The sequence below is a fragment of the Streptomyces sp. NPDC090025 genome, assembly GCF_044748125.1.
GTDB lineage: Bacteria > Actinomycetota > Actinomycetes > Streptomycetales > Streptomycetaceae > Streptomyces.
The window spans coordinates 72,629-92,403 of sequence record NZ_JBIVFL010000023.1 but is presented as its reverse complement, the minus strand read 5'-3'; the positions used below and the strand labels follow the sequence as shown (position 1 = coordinate 92,403).

Genomic DNA, 19,775 nt, shown 5'->3' with positions numbered 1-19,775 from the left:
CGGCTTTCGCTCCGGGCCCTTCCGGCGGTTCCGACTCTATCAGATCCTTTCGGCGTCTGATTCCCAGTCAGCGGGGTTTGTCTTCCGGGCTGTTGAGCCCTTCCGACGAGTGAGACTTTAGCGGATTCCTGGCCTCCGACGCTAATCGGGGGCCCGCGCCCAATCCTTCGAACGCGGATTCCTCATTTCGCAAAAACACGCGGAACGACGAGACGGCACGACGAATCGACACCGTCTGATCAGTCGTTGTGGTTCTTGCGGAATCGCTGTCCGGGGCCGACCGGGGTCGGTGCTCACGTCGGACAACTCGGAGAACACTACGTACCGGGCAACCCCGTGTCAACCCTGGGCCTGCCGGGGTCCGCGGCGTACGCTGGATCCATGACTACGCGTGCGCACACCACCCAGTGGTGGGCCGCCTGACCGGCGGCCCGTACTGACTGACGCACGCAGACACGGCCGCCGCCTCGGCGGCCGTTCGCGTATCCCCTCCCGGGAGCCCGGCCGACGAGCCGGCGGCGGACCGAGAGACCGAGAGAGGGAGAACGAACGCGATGAAGCGCATCTTCAGCGGGATCAAGCCGACCGGACATCTGACCCTGGGCAACTACCTCGGGGCCGTCCGCCGGTGGGTCGAGGTGGATCAGCACCAGGCCGACGCCCTGTTCAGCATCGTCGACCTGCACGCCCTGACCGTGGAGCACGATCCCGCGCGGGTGACGCGGCTCAGCAGGCAGGCGGCGACGCTGCTCCTTGCGGCCGGGCTCGACCCGGAGCGGTGCACCGTCTTCGTACAGAGTCAGGTGGACGAGCACGCCCGGCTCTCCTATCTCCTGGAGTGCGTCGCCACCGACGGCGAGATGCGGCGGATGATCCAGTACAAGGAGAAGAGCGTGCGCGCCCGGGAGGCCGGGCAGAGCGTGCGGCTTTCGCTGCTCACCTATCCGGTGCTGATGGCGGCGGACATCCTGGCCTATGGGACCGACGAGGTGCCGGTGGGTGAGGACCAGACGCAGCACGTGGAGCTGGCGCGGGATCTGGCGGTGCGGTTCAACCAGCGGTACGGGCAGGTGTTCGCCGTGCCGAGGGCGACGCATCCGAAGGTGGCCGCGCGGGTGATGGATCTGCAGGACCCGACGTCGAAGATGGGCAAGTCGCACGAGAACACCGGCGGCATCGTCTATCTCCTCGACGACGCGGACGTCGTACGGCGGAAGATCATGCGGGCGGTCACGGACAGCGGGCGTGAGGTCGTGTACGACCGGGCGGCCGCGCCGGGGCTCGCGAACCTGCTGGATCTGCTCGCGGCGGCCACCGGGGAGGACCAGGCCGGGCTCGCCGCGTCGTACGACTCCTACGGCGCGCTGAAGAAGGACACGGCGGAGGCGGTGGTCGAGCTGCTGCGGCCGGTGCGGGAGCGGCACGCGGAGTTCGCGGCGGATCCGGGGCAGCTCGACCGGGTGCTGCGGCTGGGTGCCGAGCGGGCGCGCGGGATGGCGCGGCCGGTGGTGGACCGGGCCTACCGGGCGATGGGGCTGCTGCCCGCGGTGTGAGCGGGTGGGTCCCCGGGGGACCCGGACGCCCCCGGCGGGGTGGGTGTCCGGGTCCGCGCGGGGTCAGCCGTTGCCGGAGGCCAGCTCGCGGCTGCGGTCGCGGGCGGCTTCGAGGGCGGCGATGAGGGCGGCCCGTACACCGTGGTTCTCCAGCTCGCGGATGGCGGAGATGGTGGTGCCGGCCGGGGAGGTGACGGCCTCGCGGAGCTTGACCGGGTGTTCGCCGCTGTCGCGGAGCATGACGGCGGCGCCGATGGCGGCCTGCACGATGAGGTCGTGGGCCTGGGCGCGGGGCAGGCCGAGCAGGATGCCCGCGTCGGTCATGGCCTCGACGAGGAAGTAGAAGTAGGCCGGGCCGGAGCCGGAGAGGGCGGTGGCGGCGTCCTGCTGGGACTCGGGGACGCGCAGGGTCTTGCCGACGCCGCCGAAGATCTCCTCGGTGTGGGCGAGGTGCGCGGGGGTGGCGTGGCTGCCGCCGGAGATCACCGACATGCCCTCGTCGACGAGGACGGGGGTGTTCGGCATGACCCGGACCACCGGGGTGCCCGCGGTGAGGCGGTCCTCGATGAAGGCGGTGGGGATGCCTGCCGCGGCGCTGACGACGAGCCGGTCGGCGGTGACGTGCGGGGCGAGTTCGTCGAGGAGGCGGCCCATGTCCTGGGGCTTCACGGCGAGGATGAGGGTGTCGGCGCGCTTGGCGGCGTCGGCGTTGCTGACGGCCTCGACGCCGTAGCGGGCGTGGAGCTCCTCGGCGCGCTCGGCGCGGCGGGCGGTGACGAGCAGGTGGGCCGGGCGCCAGCCCGCGCGGATCATGCCGCTGAGGAGGGCCTCGCCGATCTTGCCGGTGCCGAGGACTGCGACGGTCTTGCTCATGGCTCTGTTCACCTCGCCGGAGGGGGTCGTGTGCGGCCATCCTCGCACCGGACCGCCGCTGGTGGGGCGAGTGTCCGCGGAGCGGTCAGACGCGAGGGGCGGTCAGGTGCGTGGGGCGGGGCGCGCGGCGGTCGGGCGGCGTGGTCAGGCGGTGCGGCGGCGCAGGGTGGCGGCGCCGAGGGCGAGGACGAGGACCGCGCAGCCCGCGACGACGAGGGCGTCGCGCACGAAGTCGGTGGTGACGTCGGTGTGGCGCAGGACCTGGTTCATGCCGTCGACGGCGTACGACATGGGCAGCACGTCCGAGATCGCTTCGAGCGCCGGGGCCATCCGGTCGCGCGGGGTGAACAGGCCGCACAGCAGCAGCTGCGGGAAGATCACCGCGGGCATGAACTGGACGGCCTGGAACTCGGAGGCGGCGAAGGCCGAGACGAACAGGCCGAGGGCGGTGCCGAGGAGCGCGTCGAGCAGCGCGACCAGGAGCAGCAGCCAGGGCGAGCCGACCACGTCGAGGCCGAGGAACCACACGGCGAGGCCGGTGGCGAGGACGGACTGGACGACGGCGATCAGACCGAAGGCGAGGGCGTAGCCCGCGATGAGGTCGCCCTTGCCGAGGGGCATGGCGAGCAGTCGTTCCAGGGTGCCGGAGGTGCGTTCGCGCAGGGTGGCGATGGAGGTCACCAGGAACATGGTGATCAGCGGGAAGATGCCGAGGAGCGAGGCGCCGACGCTGTCGAAGGTCTGCGGGCTGCCGTCGAAGACGTAGCGGAGCAGGAAGAGCATCACGCACGGCACGAGCAGCATCAGGGCGATGGACCGGGGGTCGTGGCGCAGCTGGCGCAGCACGCGGGCGGCGGTGGCGAGGGTGCGGGCGCTGCTCATGACGAGGACTCCTCGGTCGCGTCGGTGGGCGGGGTGGGCGGGGTGGGCCGGGTGGCGCGGGCGCGGGCCGCCGCGGCGTCGACCAGGCGGAGGAACGCCTCCTCGACGGTGGCGGTGTCGTTGCGGCGGCGCAGCGCCTCGGGGGTGTCCTCGGCGAGGAGCTCGCCGTCGCGGAGCAGGAGCAGCCGGTGGCAGCGCTCGGCCTCGTCCATGACGTGCGAGGAGACGAGGAGGGTGGTGCCGCGGTCGGCGGCGATGCGGTGGAAGAGGTCCCACAGGTCGCGGCGGAGCACCGGGTCGAGTCCGACGGTGGGTTCGTCGAGGACGAGCAGGTCGGGGGTGCCGAGCAGGGCGACGGCGAGCGAGACGCGGCTGCGCTGGCCGCCGGAGAGGCGGCCGGCGAGGGCGTCGGCGTGCGAGTCGAGGTCGACGTCGGCGATGGCACGGGCGACCAGGGTGCGGCGCTCGTCGCGGTGGGCGCGGCCGGGGCGCAGGACGGCGGCGAAGTAGTCGAGGTTCTGCCGGACGGTGAGGTCGTCGTAGACGGAGGGCGCCTGGGTGACGTAGCCGATGCGGGCGCGCAGGGCGGCGTCGCCGGCCGGGCGGCCGAGGACGGTGAGGCCGCCGCCGACCTTGGCCTGGGTGCCGACGATCGCGCGCATGAGGGTGGTCTTGCCGCAGCCGGAGGGGCCGAGGAGGCCGGTGATGCGGCCGCGGGGGACGGTGAAGTCGAGGCCGCGCAGGACCTGGCGGTCGCCCCGGACCACGGTGAGGGCCGACGCGGTGATCGCCGCGTCGGCCGCCGGGTCGGCGGGGGTCTCGGCCGTCCGGCCGGCCTCACCGGTTTTATTCATCATGTGATGAATAGTGAACCGGGGGGTGCCGCACGTCAAGGACCCCGGACGGGTGACGTCCGGGGTCCTTGAGGGTTCTCGCGAAAGAGGGGAAGGGTCAGCGCTTGGGCTTGCGGCGGGCGGCCGGGTTGCCGGTACGGGTGCCGCGCCGCTTCTCGTACTGCTTGACGGCCTGCTCGTACTCCGCGCGGGCCAGCTTCTCGCCGGGCGCCTCGGTCAGGCTGCGGAAGAAGTAGGCGAACAGCGAGCCGATGAAGCCGATGGCCTTCAGGCTGCGCAGGGCGTCCTCGCGGCCCGGGTCGGCGGGGCGGCTGACGAAGCCCTCCCAGGTCTTGCGGAAGGCGATGGCGCTGCAGATCGCGAACATCACGACCACCAGGAGGTTGACGAAGCCGCCGACCTTGGCGATCTCCAGGCCCTGGTAGGCGAAGCGCAGCACGAACGCGCCCGCGACGGCCGCGGCGAGCGAGCCGACGGCGACGCCGACGCGACGCAGCGCGTAGCGGTCGTCGTGCTCCACCCAGCTCGTACCGAAGAAACGGAGTTCCTCGGGGCGCGGCCCGGCCGGGGTGGCATCGGCCCCGCGCTGCCCGGCCCGGTCGCCCCCGTTGTCCTTCTTGCCCTGGTTTTCGTCGCTCACGGGATCGATTATCCCCGGGCGCGCGGGTGCCCGCGTCAGGCGCAGCGGTGCGTCACATAGCCGTCGCGGCCCGTCTTCACATACGCGTCGGCGACGAACTGGCCGGGGCCGATGTTGTCCCAGATGCAGCTGGTGCCGTACGGGCCGGTGACCCACTCGCCCGGCGCCTGGCAGTAGATCTGCACCCAGGAACCCAGGGTGAGGGTGCGGATCACCGCGTACTTGGTGCTCGGGCCCGAGCGGACGTTCACCCGGTAGCCCGGGGCGATCGGGTACGAGGGGAGCTCGGCGCCCGCGCCCTGGCTCACGACGGCGCTCTCGGTGGCGCTCCCGGTGGTGTTCTTGGCGGCGCTCTCGGTGGTGCTCTCGGTGGTGCTCTCGGTGGTGTCCATTTCCGTCCCCCGTCCCGAGCCGCTCCACGGCGGCTCCACAACCACTGCGGAGATGTTCACCCTCCGCGACGCGCAGGCTAGCAAGCCCCGCCGACATCACGGGCACCATCGACTAGGCTCCGTGCGTCGCGCGGGCGCGCGGACACGAACGGCGAACCACACGGGGGTTGGCGATGCCGCCGTTGCGCAGTACCGGTGCCGACCGGGACGCGGAAGGGCCCGACTACGCGGGCGAGTACCGGCTCCAGGCATGCCTCGGAGCGGGCGGCATGGGTGTCGTCCACCTCGCCACCTCCGCGTCCGGGCTCCGGCTCGCGGTCAAGGTGGTGCACGAACAGTACGCCGAGGACCCGGAGTTCAGGGCCCGCTTCCGGCAGGAGGTGGCGGCCGCACGACGGGTCAGCGGCGCCTTCACCGCGCCGGTCGTGGACGCCGACCCGGACGCCGAACGCCCCTGGATGGCCACCCTCTACGTCCCCGGGCCCACCCTCGCCGACCAGGTGCGGCGCAGCGGCCCGCTGTCCCCCGCCGAACTGCGGCGGCTCACCGCCGGGCTGGCCGAGGCGCTGCGCGACATCCACCGCGCGGGCGTGGTGCACCGCGACCTCAAGCCCAGCAACGTGCTGCTCACCGACTCCGGTCCGAAGGTCATCGACTTCGGCATCTCCCGGCCGGTGGACAGCGATCTGCGCACGGAGACCGGCAAGTTGATCGGCTCGCCGCCGTTCATGGCGCCCGAGCAGTTCCAGCGGCCGCGCGAGGTCGGGCCCGCCGCCGACGTGTTCGCGCTCGGGTCCGTGCTGGTCCACGCGGCCACCGGGCACGGCCCGTTCGACTCCGACAGCCCGTACATCGTGGCGTACCAGGTCGTGCACGACGATCCCGATCTGACCGGCGTCCCCGAGGAACTGGCGCCGCTGGTGGCCCGCTGTCTGGCCAAGGAGCCGGACGAACGCCCCACGCCCGCCGAGATCATGGCCGCGCTCCTTCCCCCTTCCTACGAGGCGGCCGCCTTCATACCCGCCCAGCGGCGCTCGCCCGGGCTGCCCGTCGCCCCCGCCGGTCCGGTGCCGCCCGCCGGGGCCTGGGACGCGGACACGCCGGTACGGCTCGACGCACCGGCCGTGCGGCGCGGCGGGCCGGGACGGCGGCGCCGGCTGCGTCTTTCGCTGACCGTCGGGGTGCTGCTCGCCGTCGCGGCGGGCGGCACGGTCGCCGTCCTCGGCGCCCGGGAGGCGGGGCCGAAGCACACCCGGGACCGGCCCGCCGAGGCCGCCGAGTCGTTCACCGGCTGGCAGACCCTGCTCGGCACCACCGCCGGAGCGGCCTCCGCCGCCGCGCCCACCACGGCCGCCTGCGCGCTCGCCGACACCACCGCGCTCTACTGCTCGGCGCCCGGCGTCGCCGTCGCCCGGCTCGACGCGGCGAGCGGCCGGGTGCTCTGGTCCCGCCCCGCGGGACCGGGCGCGGCCGGGGCGACCGGGACGGTGACGCAGCCGCCCGCGCCGCTGTCCGGCGGCACGGTCGCCGCCGACTCCGGCGGCGGGCTGACCGGCCACGCGGCCGGGGACGGCGCACCGCGCTGGCACACCGACCCGGCGGTCGCCGAGCGCCGGACCGCGGCGGGCCGGGTCGTCGTCCTGTCCGGCCACGCCCGGCAGCTGCGGGCCGTCGACGGCGGCACCGGCAAGGAGCTGTGGCGCAGGGCGCTGCCCGGCCACCAGGTGCCGCAGACCGGCCCGTACGACCCGGTCACCGGGCTGCTCGCGGTGTACGAGCCGACGCCGGACGGCACGTACACCCGGGTCACCTCGGTCCGGCCGGAGACCGGCGAGGTGGTCGGCGGGCAGCGGCTCAAGGGCAATCTCACCCCGGTGGGGCACGACGGGACGGGCGCGCTTGTGCTCATCGCCGCGCAGCACGGGACGCGGGCCGAGGCGCTGGTGCGGGTGGCGCCGAAGGGCGGCGGGGTGCGCCGGGTCGCGCTGCCGTACCGGATGGACAACCCGTCGGTCGCCGTGCGCGGCACGACGGTGTACCTGCTGACCGGGCTCGGGCATCTGACCGCCGTCGACCTGACGGCCGGGCGGCTGCTGTGGGACCTGGAGACCGGCAGCGGCAATGTGTCGGCGCCGGTGCCCGCCGACGGCGACCGGCTGTATCTGTCCGCGGCGGACGGGCGGCTGTTCGCCGTCGACACCGCGCGCGGGGTGGTGCTCGGGCAGACCAAGCCGCGGGTCGGTGAGCGGCGGCTCGGCTATGTGGCGGGCGTGCCCGCGCCGGTCGCGGCCGGGGACCGGGTGTACGGCACCGCGCCGGACGGTTCGGTGTTCGCGGTGGACGGGCGGGACCCGGCGGGCTGGTGAGCCGCCGCGCGAGCGGGGACGGCCGGGGACGACACGGAACGGCGGCGCGGGGAGGAACCCGCGCCGCCGTTCTCGTACCGGAGTACCGGAGTACCGGAGGTTCGAAGGGGGAGCCCCGGAGCTCAGCCGAGCTTGCTGACGTCCCGGACCGCGCCCTTGTCGGCGCTGGTCGCCATCGCCGCGTACGCCTTGAGCGCCGCCGTCACCTTGCGCTGCCGGTTCTTCGGCGCGTAGACGCCGCCGAGCGCCTCGCGGCGGGCCGCCAGGGTGGCCTCGTCGACGAGGAGATCGATGCCGCGGTTGGGGATGTCGATCCGGATCCGGTCGCCGTCCTCGACGAGCGCGATGGTGCCGCCGGACGCGGCCTCCGGGGAGGCGTGGCCGATGGACAGGCCCGAGGTGCCGCCGGAGAACCGGCCGTCGGTGACCAGGGCGCAGGTCTTGCCGAGGCCGCGGCCCTTGAGGAAGGACGTCGGGTAGAGCATCTCCTGCATGCCGGGGCCGCCCTTGGGGCCCTCGTACCGGATGACGACCACGTCGCCGTCCTTGACCTGCTTGTTCAGGATCTTCTCGACGGCCTCCTCCTGCGACTCGCAGACGACCGCGGGACCCTCGAAGGTCCAGATCGACTCGTCGACACCGGCGGTCTTGACCACGCAGCCGTCGACGGCGAGGTTGCCGCGCAGCACGGCGAGGCCGCCGTCCTGGGAGTAGGCGTGGGCCGCGTCGCGGATGCAGCCGCCCGCGGCGTCGGTGTCGAGGGTGTCCCAGCGCTCGGACTGGGAGAACGCCTCGGCGGAGCGGACGCAGCCGGGCGCCGCGTGCCACAGCTCGACGGCGTCCTCGGACGGCGAGCCGCCGCGCACGTCCCAGCTCTTCAGCCAGTCCGCGAGGGACGGGCTGTGCACGGCGTGCACGTCCTCGTTCAGCAGCCCGGCGCGGTGCAGTTCGCCGAGGATCGCGGGGATGCCGCCGGCCCGGTGCACGTCCTCCATGTAGTACGTGCCGCCGGGGGCGACGTTCGGGGCGACCTTGGCGAGGCACGGGACGCGGCGCGAGACCTCGTTCATGTCGCTCAGGCCGTACTCCAGCTCGGCCTCCTGGGCGGCGGCCAGCAGGTGCAGGATCGTGTTGGTGGAGCCGCCCATGGCGATGTCGAGCGCCATGGCGTTCTCGAAGGCGGCGCGGGTGGCGATGTTGCGCGGCAGGACGGAGGCGTCGTCCTCGTCGTAGTAGCGCCGGGTGATGTCGACGACCGTGCGGGCGGCGTTCTCGTAGAGGGCGCGCCGGGCGGTGTGGGTGGCGAGGACGGAGCCGTTGCCGGGCAGCGAGAGGCCGATGGCCTCGGTCAGGCAGTTCATCGAGTTGGCGGTGAACATGCCGGAACAGGAGCCGCAGGTCGGGCAGGCGTTCTCCTCGATGCGGAGGATGTCCTCGTCGGAGACCTTGTCGTTGACGGCCTCGGAGATCGCGTCGACCAGGTCGAGGGTGCGCACGGTGCCGTCGACGAGGGTGGCCCGGCCGGACTCCATCGGGCCGCCGGAGACGAAGACCGTCGGGATGTTGAGGCGCAGGGCGGCCATCAGCATGCCGGGGGTGATCTTGTCGCAGTTGGAGATGCAGATCAGGGCGTCGGCGCAGTGCGCCTCGACCATGTACTCCACGCTGTCGGCGATCAGGTCGCGGGACGGCAGGCTGTAGAGCATGCCGCCGTGGCCCATGGCGATGCCGTCGTCGACGGCGATCGTGTTGAACTCGCGGGCGATGCCGCCGGCGGCGGTGATGGCCTCGGAGACGATCCGGCCGACCGGCTGGAGGTGGGTGTGGCCGGGGACGAACTCGGTGAAGGAGTTCGCCACCGCGATGATGGGCTTCCGGCCGATGTCCGCGCCCGGTACCCCGGAGGCGCGCATAAGGGCGCGGGCGCCCGCCATGTTGCGGCCGTGGGTGACAGTGCGGGACCTCAGCTGGGGCATCGTCGCTCGCTCCTCGTGATGGGTTCGACTGTGTCGAGCCTACGCTTCGGCTCCAAGATCTGGACAGCTCGTCCGGATGGCGGACGCGCTGTCCAGTCCTCGACCCCTCGGGTCAGGGCTGGGTGAGGTAGCGCTGGAGGGTCGGCGCCACCTGGGCGACGATCGTCTCCGGGTCCGCCGACGCCAGCGGCTCGACCTGGATCACGTACCGCAGGATCGCGATCCCGATCATGTGGGACGCGGCCAGCTCGGCCCGGAACTTCGGGTCCGGTACGTCGAGATCGGCGGCGATCCGCTCCAGGAGGCGGCGCAGCACGAAGCCGCGCAGCACCTTGGCGGCGGCCTCGTGGGTGAGCGCGGACCGGATGATCGCGAGCAGCGGGGCCCGGGTCGCCGGGTTCTCCCAGATGCCGATGAAGAAGCGGGCGAGGCGCTCGCCGATGGTCTCGCGGGGGCCGCCGATGATGGCCGGGACGATGGCGGCGGGCTCGAAGGAGACCTCGATGGCCGCCGCGAACACCTCGTCCTTGGTGCCGAAGTAGTGGTGCACGAGCGCCGGGTCGACCCCGGCGGCCTTGGCGATCCCGCGCACCGAGGTCTTGTCGTAGCCGCGCTCGGCGAACTGGGTCCTGGCCGCGTCGAGGATCCGCTCGCGGGCGCCGGGGCCCGCGTCGTCGGTCTCGGTACGGGACGGGCGGCCGCGCCTGCGGGGTGGTGCGGGCGGCTCGGCCGGGCCGGTGGCTCCGGTGGCACCGGTCGGGCCCGCCGCCGGAGCGGGGGTCATGCGCGCGGCGCCCGGGTCGGCTCGCCGGGGGCGGTGGGGGCGCCGGGCCCGGCGGGCGCGGTCGGCGGGGCCGCGGCGGCGGCCAGGTGGAGCCGGGTGAAGGCGAGGGCCTCGGCGAGGTCGGCCTCGCGTTCGGCGGACGACATCGCCCGGCGGGTGTTGACCTCGATCACCACATGGCCGTCGAAGCCGATGTGCGCGAGCCGCTCCAGGACCTCGGCGCACGGCTGGGTGCCGCGCCCCGGCACCAGGTGCTCGTCCTTGGCGGAGCCGCGGCCGTCGGCGAGGTGCAGGTGCCCGAGCCGGTCGCCCATCCGGTCGACCATGGCCAGGGTGTCGGTGCGGGCGGTCGCGGTGTGCGACAGGTCGAGCGTGAAGTGCCGGTAGTCGTCCTTGGTGACGTCCCACTCGGGGGCGTACGCGAGCATCTCGCGGTCCTTGTACCGCCACGGGTACATGTTCTCGACGGCGAAGCGGACGTCGGTCTCCTCCGCCATCCGCCAGATGCCGGTGACGAAGTCCTTGGCGTACTGGCGCTGCCAGCGGAACGGCGGGTGCACGACGACGGTGGAGGCGCCGAGCCGCTCGGCGGCGGACCTGGCGCGCTCCAGCTTGATCCACGGGTCGGTGGACCAGACCCGCTGGGTGATCAGCAGACAGGGGGCGTGCACGGCGAGGATCGGGACCTGGTGGTAGTCCGAGAGGCGGCGCAGCGCCTCGATGTCCTGGCTGACCGGGTCGGTCCACACCATGACCTCGACACCGTCGTAACCGAGGCGCGCGGCGACCTCGAAGGCCGTCGCCGTCGACTCCGGATACACCGAGGCCGTCGACAGCGCGACCTTCGCATCCGGGATGCGCACCGCTGGTTCTGCCACGGAGACAGGGTACGGGGCGGGCCGCGGGGCCGGGGGGTGGTTCCGGTCACGCTCCGCCGCCGCCCCGCCCCGGGGCCGTACGGGCCTGCGGCCCCGCCCGTACGGCTACGGCAGGTGGTCGAGGCGGCGCAGGATCACGCCCTCGCGCAGCGCCCAGGGGCAGATCTCCAGGCGGTCGAGGCCGAACAGGTCCATCGCGCCCTCGGCGACCAGGGCGCCCGCGAGGAGCTGGTGGGCGCGGCCCTCCGACACGCCGGGCAGCAGGGCCCGCTCGGCGGAGGTCATCGCGGTGAGCCGGGGCAGCCATTCCTCCAGGGCGGCCCGGGTCAGGGTGCGGGCCACGTACAGGCCCTCGCCGGAGCCGGGGGCGCCGGACAGCCGGGCCAGCTGCTTGAAGGTCTTGGAGGTGGCGACCACGTGGTCGGGGCGTCCGAAGCGGGCGAACTCGCCGACCTCGCGGGCGATCTGCGCCCGTACGTGGCGGCGCAGCGCCTTCACGTCCTGGCCGTCCGGCGGGTCGCCGGGCAGCCAGCCCTTGGTGAGGCGGCCCGCGCCGAGCGGCAGCGAGACCGCCGCGTCGGGCTCCTCGTCGTTGCCGAACGCGACTTCGAGCGAGCCGCCGCCGATGTCGAGCAGGAACAGCTTCCCGGCCGACCAGCCGAACCAGCGGCGGGCCGCCAGGAAGGTGAGCCGGGCCTCCTCCTCGCCGCTGAGGACCTGGAGCGCGATGCCGGTCTCGGCCTCGACCCTGGCCAGCACCTCGTCGGCGTTGCTGGCCTCGCGGACCGCGGAGGTCGCGAACGGCAGCACCTCCTCGCAGCCCTTGTCCTCGGCGGCGACCAGCGCCTCCCGGACCGTGGCGACCAGCCGTTCGACGCCCGCCCCGGCGATGGCGCCGCGGTCGTCGAGCAGCTCGGCGAGGCGGAGCTCCGCCTTGTGGGAATGGGCGGGCAGCGGTCGGGCGCCGGGGTGGGCGTCCACCACCAGCAGGTGCACTGTGTTCGAACCGACGTCGAGGACTCCGAGTCTCATGGACGGAAACGCTACTGCGCGCGCCGCATACGCTTGGTGTCGTGCCAAAGACGAAAAAGGCGAAGCCGGGCAAAGGCAGCTCCGACGAGACCGCCGCGAAGAAGGCCAGGGTCGCGCACGCGGCCAAGGCGGTGAAGGCCGTGAAGGCCGGCAAGGCGGCGAAGGCCGCCGGGGCGGGCGGGTCCGCCGAGCCCGACGAGAAGGGGCTCGACTTCCCGCGCGCCTGGGTCGAGTTCGCCGATCCGGCCGACGAGGAGCAGGTCTTCCGCTGCGACCTGACCTGGCTCACCTCGCGCTGGACCTGCATCTTCGGCAACGGCTGCCAGGGCATCAGGGAGGGCCGCGCGGACGACGGCTGCTGCACCCTCGGCGCGCACTTCTCGGACGACGACGACGAGAAGCGGGTGGCCGGGCACGTGGCACGGCTCACGCCGGAGCTGTGGCAGTTCCACGACGTGGGCACCGAGACCGGCTGGGTGCAGACCGACGACGACGGCGACCGGCAGACCCGGCGCTGGCAGGGCTCCTGCATCTTCCAGAACCGGCCGGGCTTCGAAGGCGGCGCGGGCTGCTCGCTGCACATCCTGGCGATGCGCGAGGGCCGCGAGCCGCTGGAGACCAAGCCGGACGTGTGCTGGCAGCTGCCGGTGCGGCGGGCCTACGACTGGATCGACCGGCCCGACGAGACCAAGGTGCTCCAGGTGTCGATCGGTGAGTACGACCGGCGCGGCTGGGGCCCGGGCGGCCACGACCTGCACTGGTACTGCACCACGGCGAGCTCCGCGCACGTCGGCAAGGACCCGGTGTACGTCTCCTACCGGCCCGAGCTGGTCGAGATGATGGGGCAGGGGGCGTACGACGTGCTCGTCGGCCTGTGCGAGGCGCGGCTCGCCTCGCAGCTGCCGCTGGTCGCGCCGCACCCGGCCGACCCGAAGTAGCCCGGGCGACCCGCGACGGCCCGGCCGCCGGATGCTTGCCCGGCCCGGCCGTTTACGAGGGGCTCGGCGGGTCGCCCGCCGGTGCCGAGTCCGTCGGCGCCGGGGTCGGCTCGGTGCTCGGACCGCCGGTGGGCTCCGTGGTCGGCTCGGTGGTCGGCTCCGTCGTCGGTTCGGTGGTCGGCGGCTCGCTGGTGGGCTCGGTCGTCGGCGGGGGCGTGGTCGGCGGCTCGCTGGTGGGCGGCGGGGTGGTCGGCTCGTCGGTCTTCGTCGGCGGCGGGGTCGTCGGCTTCGTCGTGGTGGGCGGCGGGGTCGCCCCGTACCCGTCGATCCGCACCACCGCGCCCGAGGGCTGCACGCCGACCCGGGCGCTCCACGCCCCCGACGGCTCGTGGTTGCGGTCCACGAAGATCCGCACGGTGACCGAGGCGCCCGGGGCGAGGGTGCCGGACGCCTGGCTCACGTACAGCCAGGGCGCGTCCGACCAGAGCGACCAGGGGGCGGGCGAGCCGCCCTCGTTGGTGAGGGTGAGCAGGGTCGTCGCGCCGCTGCCGCGGGCCGCGACGGTGATCCGGGCGGGCACCGGCTGCCCGGGCACGGTGGGTCCGGCCGGAGCGCCCGGCGTGATCACCTCGACCGACACGTCCGGGGAGCGGCTGCCGCGGGTGAACCGGGGGTCGGGGGTGGTGCGGGCGTTGCCGGTGTTCTCGTAGCGGTCGCCGCCGCGCCCGCCGGTGCCGCCGGGCGCGCCGCCCGGCTCGTCGGCCTCGCGGGCGCTGATCCGGGCCCCCGCGGTGGCCTCGGCGTCGGCGGGACCACCCCGGTAGGACGTCCACAGCGCGAGCACCGGGGCGGCGACGACGGCCGCGACGACGGTGGTGGTGACGGCCCTGGCCCGCATCCGGTCGCGGCGGGCCGCGTGGTCCTTGGGGTCCATCGGGAAGCCGGTCGGGCCGAACCGGGGCGCGCCCGCCCGCGCCCTCGGCACGTGCAGCATCGCCACGTACGCGGCGGCGCGCGGCGCCTCGACCACCGGGAGGCGTCCGGTCAGCGCGGCGACCGTGCCCGGCCAGGGCCCGCCCGCGCCCGCCCGCTCGGCGGCCCGGCGGCAGCGCGGGCAGTCGTCGACGTGCCGCACCAGCTCGGCCCGCAGGGTCGCGGACAGCAGCACCTGGTCGTCGCCGGTGAGCCGGGCGACGGTCGGGCAGTCACCGGTCTCGACGACGGCGAGCGCGGCCCGGGTGCGTTCGACCTCGCAGCCCGCGGTGGCCAGCAGCTCGCGGGCGGCGGACGGGTCGAGCGCGAGCACGGCGGCCACCTCGCGGTGGCCGAGGCCGTGCCGCACCGCCAGTTCAAGCGCCTCGCGCTGCTCCGGGGTGGTGCCCGCGGCCTCCGGCCAGGCCAGTGCGGCGAGTTCGGCGCGGCGGCGGTCGGCGACCTCCGGCGACACCTTCGCCGGGGTGGGCGCGGCGGGCGCCGGGCGGCCGGTGTGGGCGCCGGGGCGGCCGCGCCGCTGCTCGCCGAGGCTGCGCAGACAGGCCCAGCGGGCCAGCGCGTAGAGCCAGGCGAGGCGGCCGCCCTGGTCGGCCGGGCAGCGGCCGTGGTGCCGCTCGGCGATGGCGAGGACGTCACCGAGCGCGGCGGTCGCGGTGTCGTGGTCGCAGAGCACCGAGAGGCAGTAGGTGAACAGGCCGTCCAGGTACTCCTCGTACCGGGCGGGGGGCCGCTGGCCGAGGGTGCGGGGGCCACCGGGCGTGCGCATGGGGTCTTCCAGCCTGCTGCTCGTCACGGGGCGACGGTAGGCAGGACCACGGGGGCACTTCTCACCCCTTGCACACTTTTAATCCGTACGGGTGAAGCCGTCACACGAAGGGGGACACGGGGGTGCCCGTGCCCGGTGTGTCCCGGGCCTGGGGATCACTGTGGGTGCGACGGCCGAGGCCACGGGGTCGCTGTCAGTGGCTGCCGCTACGGTGTCGCTCATGGCTGCTCGTACCAAAACCGCCAAGGACCGGCCGTCCTACCGCTGCACCGAGTGCGGCTGGCAGACCGCGAAGTGGCTCGGCCGCTGCCCCGAGTGCCAGGCGTGGGGCACCGTCGAGGAGTACGGCGGCGCGCCCGCCGTGCGGACCACCGCCGCGGGCCGGGTGACCTCGGCCGCGCTGCCGATCGCCCAGGTCGACGGCCGGTCGGCGACCGCCCGCTCGACCGGGGTCGACGAGCTGGACCGGGTGCTCGGCGGCGGTCTGGTGCCGGGCGCGGTGGTGCTGCTCGCGGGCGAGCCGGGCGTCGGCAAGTCCACGCTGCTGCTCGACGTGGCGGCGAAGGCCGCGAGCGACGCGCACCGCACGCTCTATGTGACCGGCGAGGAGTCGGCGAGCCAGGTCCGGCTGCGCGCGGACCGGATCAACGCGCTGAGCGACCATCTGTACCTGGCCGCCGAGACCGATCTGTCGACCGTGCTCGCCCACCTCGACGAGGTGAAGCCCTCGCTGCTCGTCCTGGACTCGGTGCAGACCGTGGCCTCGCCGGAGATCGACGGCGCGCCCGGCGGCATGGCGCAGGTCCGCGAGGTGGCGGGCGCGCTGATCCGGGCGTCGAAGGAGCGGGGCATGTCGACGCTGCTCGTCGGCCATGTCACCAAGGACGGCGCCATCGCGGGCCCGCGGCTCCTGGAGCACCTGGTGGACGTGGTGCTGCACTTCGAGGGCGACCGGCACGCCCGGCTGCGGCTGGTCCGCGGCGTGAAGAACCGGTACGGGGCGACGGACGAGGTCGGCTGCTTCGAGCTGCACGACGAGGGCATCACCGGGCTCGCCGACCCCTCGGGCCTGTTCCTGACCCGGCGTGACGTGGCGGTGCCCGGCACCTGTCTGACGGTGACCCTGGAGGGGCGCCGGCCGCTGGTCGCGGAGGTGCAGGCGCTGACGGTGGACTCGCAGATCCCGTCGCCGCGCCGGACCACCTCGGGTCTTGAGACCTCCCGGGTCTCGATGATGCTGGCGGTCCTCGAGCAGCGCGGCCGGATCACCGCGCTGGGCAAGCGGGACATCTACAGCGCGACGGTGGGCGGCGTGAAGCTGTCCGAGCCCGCCGCCGACCTGGCGATCGCGCTCGCGCTGGCCTCGGCGGCGAGCGACACGCCGCTGCCGAAGAACCTGGTGGCGATCGGCGAGGTCGGTCTGGCGGGCGAGGTCCGCCGGGTCACCGGCGTCCAGCGCCGCCTCGCCGAGGCGCACCGGCTGGGCTTCACCCACGCCCTGGTCCCGGGCGACCCGGGCAAGGTCCCGCCGGGCATGAAGGTCACCGAGGTCGCCGACATGGGCGACGCGCTGCGGGTGCTGCCGCGCGGGCGCGGACGCCGGGCGGAGCCGGAAGCCGAGGCCGGTCGGGAGCCGGGCCGGGAGGGGCGGGGCTGACCCCGGGGCCCGGCGCGGCGGCCCGTACGGGAGGGCCGCGCGCGGTGCCCGTACGGGGCGGGGCCGGGTGGTGCGGGGGCGCGGGCCGGGTTGAGGCGCGGCCCAGTGGGCACCTGCTTGCGGAGGCCGCCGGACGGGCCCTGGACGGGTCCGCACGGGGGCCCCGGACGGGGGCGCGTGGCGCGCGGCCCGAGGTCGCGGGGCGGTGTCGCTAGACTTTGCCCTGGTCTCGCCCATCCGTACGAGCCGGAGGAGTCTAGTGCCAGCCAAGGACAACGAGGCGCTGATGCGTGCGTCGCTCAGCGCCGTCGCCCCCGGCACCGCCCTCCGCGACGGGCTCGAACGCATTCTGCGGGGCAACACCGGCGGTCTGATCGTCCTCGGCATGGACAAGACCGTGGAGTCGATGTGCACCGGCGGATTCGTCATCGACGTCGAGTTCACCGCGACCCGGCTGCGTGAGCTGTGCAAGCTCGACGGCGCGCTCGTCGTCGACAAGGACATCAACAAGATCCTGCGGGCCGGGGTGCAGCTGGTGCCCGACGCGTCGATCCCGACCGAGGAGACCGGCACCCGGCACCGTACGGCGGACCGGGTCTCCAAGCAGTGCGGCTTCCCGGTCGTCTCGGTGTCCCAGTCGATGCGGCTGATCGCCCTGTACGTCAACGGCGAGCGCCGGGTCCTGGAGGAGTCGGGCGCGATCCTGTCCCGCGCCAACCAGGCCCTGGCGACCCTGGAGCGGTACAAGCTGCGGCTCGACGAGGTGGCCGGCACGCTCTCCGCCCTGGAGATCGAGGACCTGGTGACGGTCCGGGACGTGACGGCGGTCGCGCAGCGTCTGGAGATGGTGCGCCGGATCGCCACCGAGATCGCCGAGTACGTGGTGGAGCTCGGCACCGACGGACGGCTGCTGTCGCTCCAGCTCGACGAGCTGATCGCGGGCGTGGAGCCGGAGCGCGAGCTGGTCGTCCGTGACTATGTGCCGGAGCCGACGGCCAAGCGCTCCCGCACGGTCGCCGAGGCGCTCACCGAGCTGAACGCGCTGACCCACGCCGAGCTGCTCGAACTGCCGATAGTGGCCCGTGCCCTCGGCTACAGCGGCTCCCCCGAGACGCTGGACTCGGCGGTCTCGCCGCGCGGCTACCGGCTGCTCGCGAAGGTGCCGCGGCTGCCCGGCGCGATCATCGAGCGGCTCGTGGAGCATTTCGGCGGGCTGCAGAAGCTGCTCGCGGCGAGCGTGGACGATCTGCAGGCCGTCGACGGCGTCGGCGAGGCGCGGGCGCGCAGTGTGCGCGAGGGCCTGTCGCGGCTCGCGGAGTCGTCGATCCTGGAGCGGTACGTCTAGCCGTACGTCTCGGACGGAAAAGCGTGAGCGGTGTGGGGCAGGCCCCACACCGCTCACGCTTTTCCGTCCGGCCGGTCGGTCAGTCCTTCTCCAGGCGGAACGGCACCGGCGACACCGTCAGGCCCGGCACCGCGGCCTCGACCAGGTAGTTGCCCGGGCCGACCTCGCCCGGCGGGACGGTCGCGCACTGCGCGGCGCTGCGCTTGCGGTCCCACTCCACGGTGTGGGTGACGGCGGTGCGGGCCGGGACCTTGAGCAGCAGCGGGCCCGCGGCGGCCGGGCAGTCCTTGGAGGACCACAGCACGCCCTTGGTGTCACGGACCGTCAACACCGCGTTCCTGGGCCCGAGATCGGCCTTGCAGTCGGCGGCCGAGGTGTTCGTGACGACCAGCTGGAAGTGCGGCTTCTCGCCGGGCTCGTAGGCGTTCTTGCTCGTCTTGAAGGTCAACTGCAGTGCGCCGGGGACACAGTTCGGCAGCGGGGAGTTCGCCGGGAGGCGCTGTCCCGCGCCGGTGCTCGCGCCGCCGTCGCCGCCCGCGCCGTCCGTGTCGCCGTTCTTGCCGCCGGAGGCGCCGCTGTCGGTGCCCGTACCCGCGTCCGTACCGCCGTCGGCGGTGCCGGTGCCGTCGCCGCCGGCGCTGTCGCTGTCGTCCGACTCGTCACGGCCGCCGGGCTGTTGGCTGATGGCGGGACCGGTGCCGGAGGGCCCGGGCGTGATCGAGGGGGCGGCCGACGAGCCGTTGGCGGCGTCGTTGGGCTTCTTGCCGCCGCCGTTCCCGGCGCCGCCGCCGGAGGTGACGGCCCACACCGCGAGCAGCGCGAGCAGGGCAACCAGGCAGAGCGCCACGGCCCTCCGACGCCAGTAGATGGTGGAGGGAAGCGGCCCGACCGGATTGCGCAGTGATCCCACGTCATGAACCTTACGAGAGATCGGCGCCAACTCCCGCCCCCCATGCCGCTCCAGGCATCAAGTTTTGCCGATGATCACATCCGTACCGGAGCGGGAACTTTCCGGGACGGGCCGGTCCCGGCCACCCGTCCCGGCCCGTCCCGGCCACCGGGTGCCCCCGCGACCCCCTACTTTCGTCGGGGGCGACGCTCGCCGTTCGGCCCGGGCGCCCGGGCCCGCGCGCCGGTTAGCGTCGGTGACCATGGACGATCTCCCTGGACTCCCCGGACTCTCCGACGGCCTGTACCTCGACATCACGACGTTCGCGCACACCACCCCGCACTGGCTGCGGACTTCGGTGGAGGTGTGGACCGAACTCGGGCTTGTGCTCTTCGGGGTGCTGTTCGTCGCCGGGTGGTGGCGGATGCGGCGCGCGGACGCGGCCGGGATGGCGCTCGCGCTGCTCGCGCCGCTCGCCACGGCCTTCGGGTACGTCGTCAGCGAGGGCCTGAAATCGCTGGTGGACGAGGAACGGCCGTGCCGGGCGGTGGCCGGGGCGCCCGAGGCGCTCGTGGCCTGTCCGCCGCACGGCGACTGGTCGTTCCCGAGCAACCACTCGGCGATCGCCGGGGCGGCGGCGGTCGCGCTCGTGCTGTCCTGGCGGAGCGGGTCGCGGTGGCTGACCGCGTCCCTCGCGCTGCTGATGGCCGTCTCCATGGCGTTCTCGCGGGTGTTCGTCGGTGTCCACTACCCGCACGACGTGGTGGTCGGCCTGCTGGTCGGCGGCGGGGTGGCGTTCGTGGTGATGAAGGCGGGCGCCCGCCCGACGGGGGCGCTGGTCGGGGCCGCCCGGACGAGCGGGCAGGGCGCGGTGGTGTGGTGCGTGGGGCGCGGGGTGCGCTCGCGCGCCTCCGCGCGCCCCGAGGGCGTGCGCCACGGCGCGCGCTGATCGCCCGG

General features: G+C 74.2%; 17 protein-coding genes. 6 read left to right on the top strand and 11 right to left on the bottom strand.

What is annotated here, in order from left to right; all coding sequences use genetic code 11:
- The first annotated feature begins 554 nt into the window (after positions 1-554).
- Positions 555-1,553, top strand: a complete 999-nt coding sequence (gene trpS / locus ACIPXM_RS34415) for a tryptophan--tRNA ligase (RefSeq protein WP_401663778.1) — start codon at positions 555-557, stop codon at positions 1,551-1,553.
- A gap of 63 nt (positions 1,554-1,616) precedes the next feature.
- Here trpS and proC read toward each other — a convergent pair whose 3' ends face one another.
- The 5 genes from proC to ACIPXM_RS34390 form a co-directional block, all read right to left on the bottom strand.
- Positions 1,617-2,426 (bottom strand): pyrroline-5-carboxylate reductase, encoded by an 810-nt coding sequence (gene proC, locus ACIPXM_RS34410; protein ID WP_401663776.1) that lies wholly within the window; start codon positions 2,424-2,426, stop codon positions 1,617-1,619.
- 144 nt (positions 2,427-2,570) lie between these two features.
- Entirely contained in the window at positions 2,571-3,308 is a 738-nt protein-coding gene (locus ACIPXM_RS34405; protein WP_401663773.1) for an ABC transporter permease, read from the bottom strand.
- On the bottom strand, positions 3,305-4,162 hold the full coding sequence (locus ACIPXM_RS34400; protein WP_401663791.1) for an ABC transporter ATP-binding protein: 858 nt from the start codon (positions 4,160-4,162) through the stop codon (positions 3,305-3,307). Before ACIPXM_RS34400 ends, ACIPXM_RS34405 begins: the two co-directional genes overlap by 4 nt.
- Before the next feature lie 97 nt (positions 4,163-4,259).
- A complete protein-coding gene (locus ACIPXM_RS34395; protein WP_401663771.1) occupies positions 4,260-4,802 on the bottom strand; it encodes a hypothetical protein in 543 nt (180 codons plus the stop codon).
- A 35-nt stretch (positions 4,803-4,837) separates the two neighbouring features.
- Positions 4,838-5,194 carry an SH3 domain-containing protein gene (locus ACIPXM_RS34390; protein ID WP_401663768.1) on the bottom strand — a complete coding sequence of 119 codons (357 nt, stop codon included), beginning with the start codon at positions 5,192-5,194 and terminating at the stop codon, positions 4,838-4,840.
- A gap of 173 nt (positions 5,195-5,367) precedes the next feature.
- Here ACIPXM_RS34390 and ACIPXM_RS34385 point away from each other — a divergent pair, with 173 nt between their 5' ends.
- A complete protein-coding gene (locus ACIPXM_RS34385; RefSeq protein WP_401663765.1) occupies positions 5,368-7,560 on the top strand; it encodes a protein kinase in 2,193 nt (730 codons plus the stop codon).
- Between the two features lie 122 nt (positions 7,561-7,682).
- On the opposite strand, the gene ilvD is transcribed toward ACIPXM_RS34385, so the two are convergent.
- From ilvD to ACIPXM_RS34365, 4 genes are all read right to left on the bottom strand, one after another.
- Positions 7,683-9,536, bottom strand: a complete 1,854-nt coding sequence (gene ilvD, locus ACIPXM_RS34380) for a dihydroxy-acid dehydratase (protein ID WP_401663762.1) — start codon at positions 9,534-9,536, stop codon at positions 7,683-7,685.
- Between the two features lie 112 nt (positions 9,537-9,648).
- Positions 9,649-10,320 carry a TetR family transcriptional regulator gene (locus ACIPXM_RS34375; protein ID WP_401663760.1) on the bottom strand — a complete coding sequence of 224 codons (672 nt, stop codon included), beginning with the start codon at positions 10,318-10,320 and terminating at the stop codon, positions 9,649-9,651.
- Complete coding sequence (locus ACIPXM_RS34370) at positions 10,317-11,198, bottom strand: sugar phosphate isomerase/epimerase family protein (protein WP_401663757.1); 882 nt, start codon at positions 11,196-11,198, stop codon at positions 10,317-10,319. The genes ACIPXM_RS34375 and ACIPXM_RS34370 overlap by 4 nt, the downstream gene beginning before the upstream one ends.
- Positions 11,199-11,303: 105 nt before the next feature.
- Positions 11,304-12,230, bottom strand: a complete 927-nt coding sequence (locus ACIPXM_RS34365) for a Ppx/GppA family phosphatase (RefSeq protein ID WP_401663755.1) — start codon at positions 12,228-12,230, stop codon at positions 11,304-11,306.
- A 41-nt stretch (positions 12,231-12,271) separates the two neighbouring features.
- Here ACIPXM_RS34365 and ACIPXM_RS34360 point away from each other — a divergent pair, with 41 nt between their 5' ends.
- Positions 12,272-13,168 (top strand): hypothetical protein, encoded by an 897-nt coding sequence (locus tag ACIPXM_RS34360; protein ID WP_401663753.1) that lies wholly within the window; start codon positions 12,272-12,274, stop codon positions 13,166-13,168.
- Positions 13,169-13,220: 52 nt separating this feature from the next.
- On the opposite strand, the gene ACIPXM_RS34355 is transcribed toward ACIPXM_RS34360, so the two are convergent.
- On the bottom strand, positions 13,221-14,954 hold the full coding sequence (locus ACIPXM_RS34355; protein WP_401663751.1) for a hypothetical protein: 1,734 nt from the start codon (positions 14,952-14,954) through the stop codon (positions 13,221-13,223).
- Between the two features lie 193 nt (positions 14,955-15,147).
- Between ACIPXM_RS34355 and radA the strand changes: the two genes are divergently transcribed.
- Together radA and disA are read left to right on the top strand one after the other, a co-directional pair.
- Positions 15,148-16,584 carry a DNA repair protein RadA gene (radA, locus tag ACIPXM_RS34350; RefSeq protein WP_401663748.1) on the top strand — a complete coding sequence of 479 codons (1,437 nt, stop codon included), beginning with the start codon at positions 15,148-15,150 and terminating at the stop codon, positions 16,582-16,584.
- 286 nt (positions 16,585-16,870) lie between these two features.
- The gene (gene disA / locus ACIPXM_RS34345; protein ID WP_401663789.1) at positions 16,871-17,929 is read left to right on the top strand and encodes a DNA integrity scanning diadenylate cyclase DisA; all 1,059 of its coding nucleotides are present in this window, start codon (positions 16,871-16,873) and stop codon (positions 17,927-17,929) included.
- A gap of 79 nt (positions 17,930-18,008) precedes the next feature.
- Here the strand turns inward: disA and ACIPXM_RS34340 are convergent, their stop codons facing one another.
- The gene (locus ACIPXM_RS34340; protein ID WP_401663746.1) at positions 18,009-18,839 is read right to left on the bottom strand and encodes a hypothetical protein; all 831 of its coding nucleotides are present in this window, start codon (positions 18,837-18,839) and stop codon (positions 18,009-18,011) included.
- Between the two features lie 241 nt (positions 18,840-19,080).
- Here ACIPXM_RS34340 and ACIPXM_RS34335 point away from each other — a divergent pair, with 241 nt between their 5' ends.
- Positions 19,081-19,767, top strand: a complete 687-nt coding sequence (locus ACIPXM_RS34335; RefSeq protein ID WP_401663744.1) for a phosphatase PAP2 family protein — start codon at positions 19,081-19,083, stop codon at positions 19,765-19,767.
- Positions 19,768-19,775: the final 8 nt, after the last annotated feature.

Bases quoted from the DNA above. Each gene is read 5' to 3' on its own strand.
- ACIPXM_RS34385 (WP_401663765.1), top strand. From the start codon at position 5,368: ATGCCGCCGTTGCGCAGTACCGGTGCCGACCGGGACGCGGAAGGGCCC.
- ACIPXM_RS34405 (WP_401663773.1), bottom strand. From the start codon at position 3,308: ATGAGCAGCGCCCGCACCCTCGCCACCGCCGCCCGCGTGCTGCGCCAG.
- ACIPXM_RS34365 (WP_401663755.1), bottom strand. From the start codon at position 12,230: ATGAGACTCGGAGTCCTCGACGTCGGTTCGAACACAGTGCACCTGCTG.
- radA (WP_401663748.1), top strand. From the start codon at position 15,148: ATGGCTGCTCGTACCAAAACCGCCAAGGACCGGCCGTCCTACCGCTGC.
- ACIPXM_RS34400 (WP_401663791.1), bottom strand. From the start codon at position 4,162: ATGAATAAAACCGGTGAGGCCGGCCGGACGGCCGAGACCCCCGCCGAC.
- proC (WP_401663776.1), bottom strand. From the start codon at position 2,426: ATGAGCAAGACCGTCGCAGTCCTCGGCACCGGCAAGATCGGCGAGGCC.
- ACIPXM_RS34375 (WP_401663760.1), bottom strand. From the start codon at position 10,320: ATGACCCCCGCTCCGGCGGCGGGCCCGACCGGTGCCACCGGAGCCACC.
- ilvD (WP_401663762.1), bottom strand. From the start codon at position 9,536: ATGCCCCAGCTGAGGTCCCGCACTGTCACCCACGGCCGCAACATGGCG.
- trpS (WP_401663778.1), top strand. From the start codon at position 555: ATGAAGCGCATCTTCAGCGGGATCAAGCCGACCGGACATCTGACCCTG.
- ACIPXM_RS34335 (WP_401663744.1), top strand. From the start codon at position 19,081: ATGGACGATCTCCCTGGACTCCCCGGACTCTCCGACGGCCTGTACCTC.
- disA (WP_401663789.1), top strand. From the start codon at position 16,871: ATGCGTGCGTCGCTCAGCGCCGTCGCCCCCGGCACCGCCCTCCGCGAC.
- ACIPXM_RS34390 (WP_401663768.1), bottom strand. From the start codon at position 5,194: ATGGACACCACCGAGAGCACCACCGAGAGCACCACCGAGAGCGCCGCC.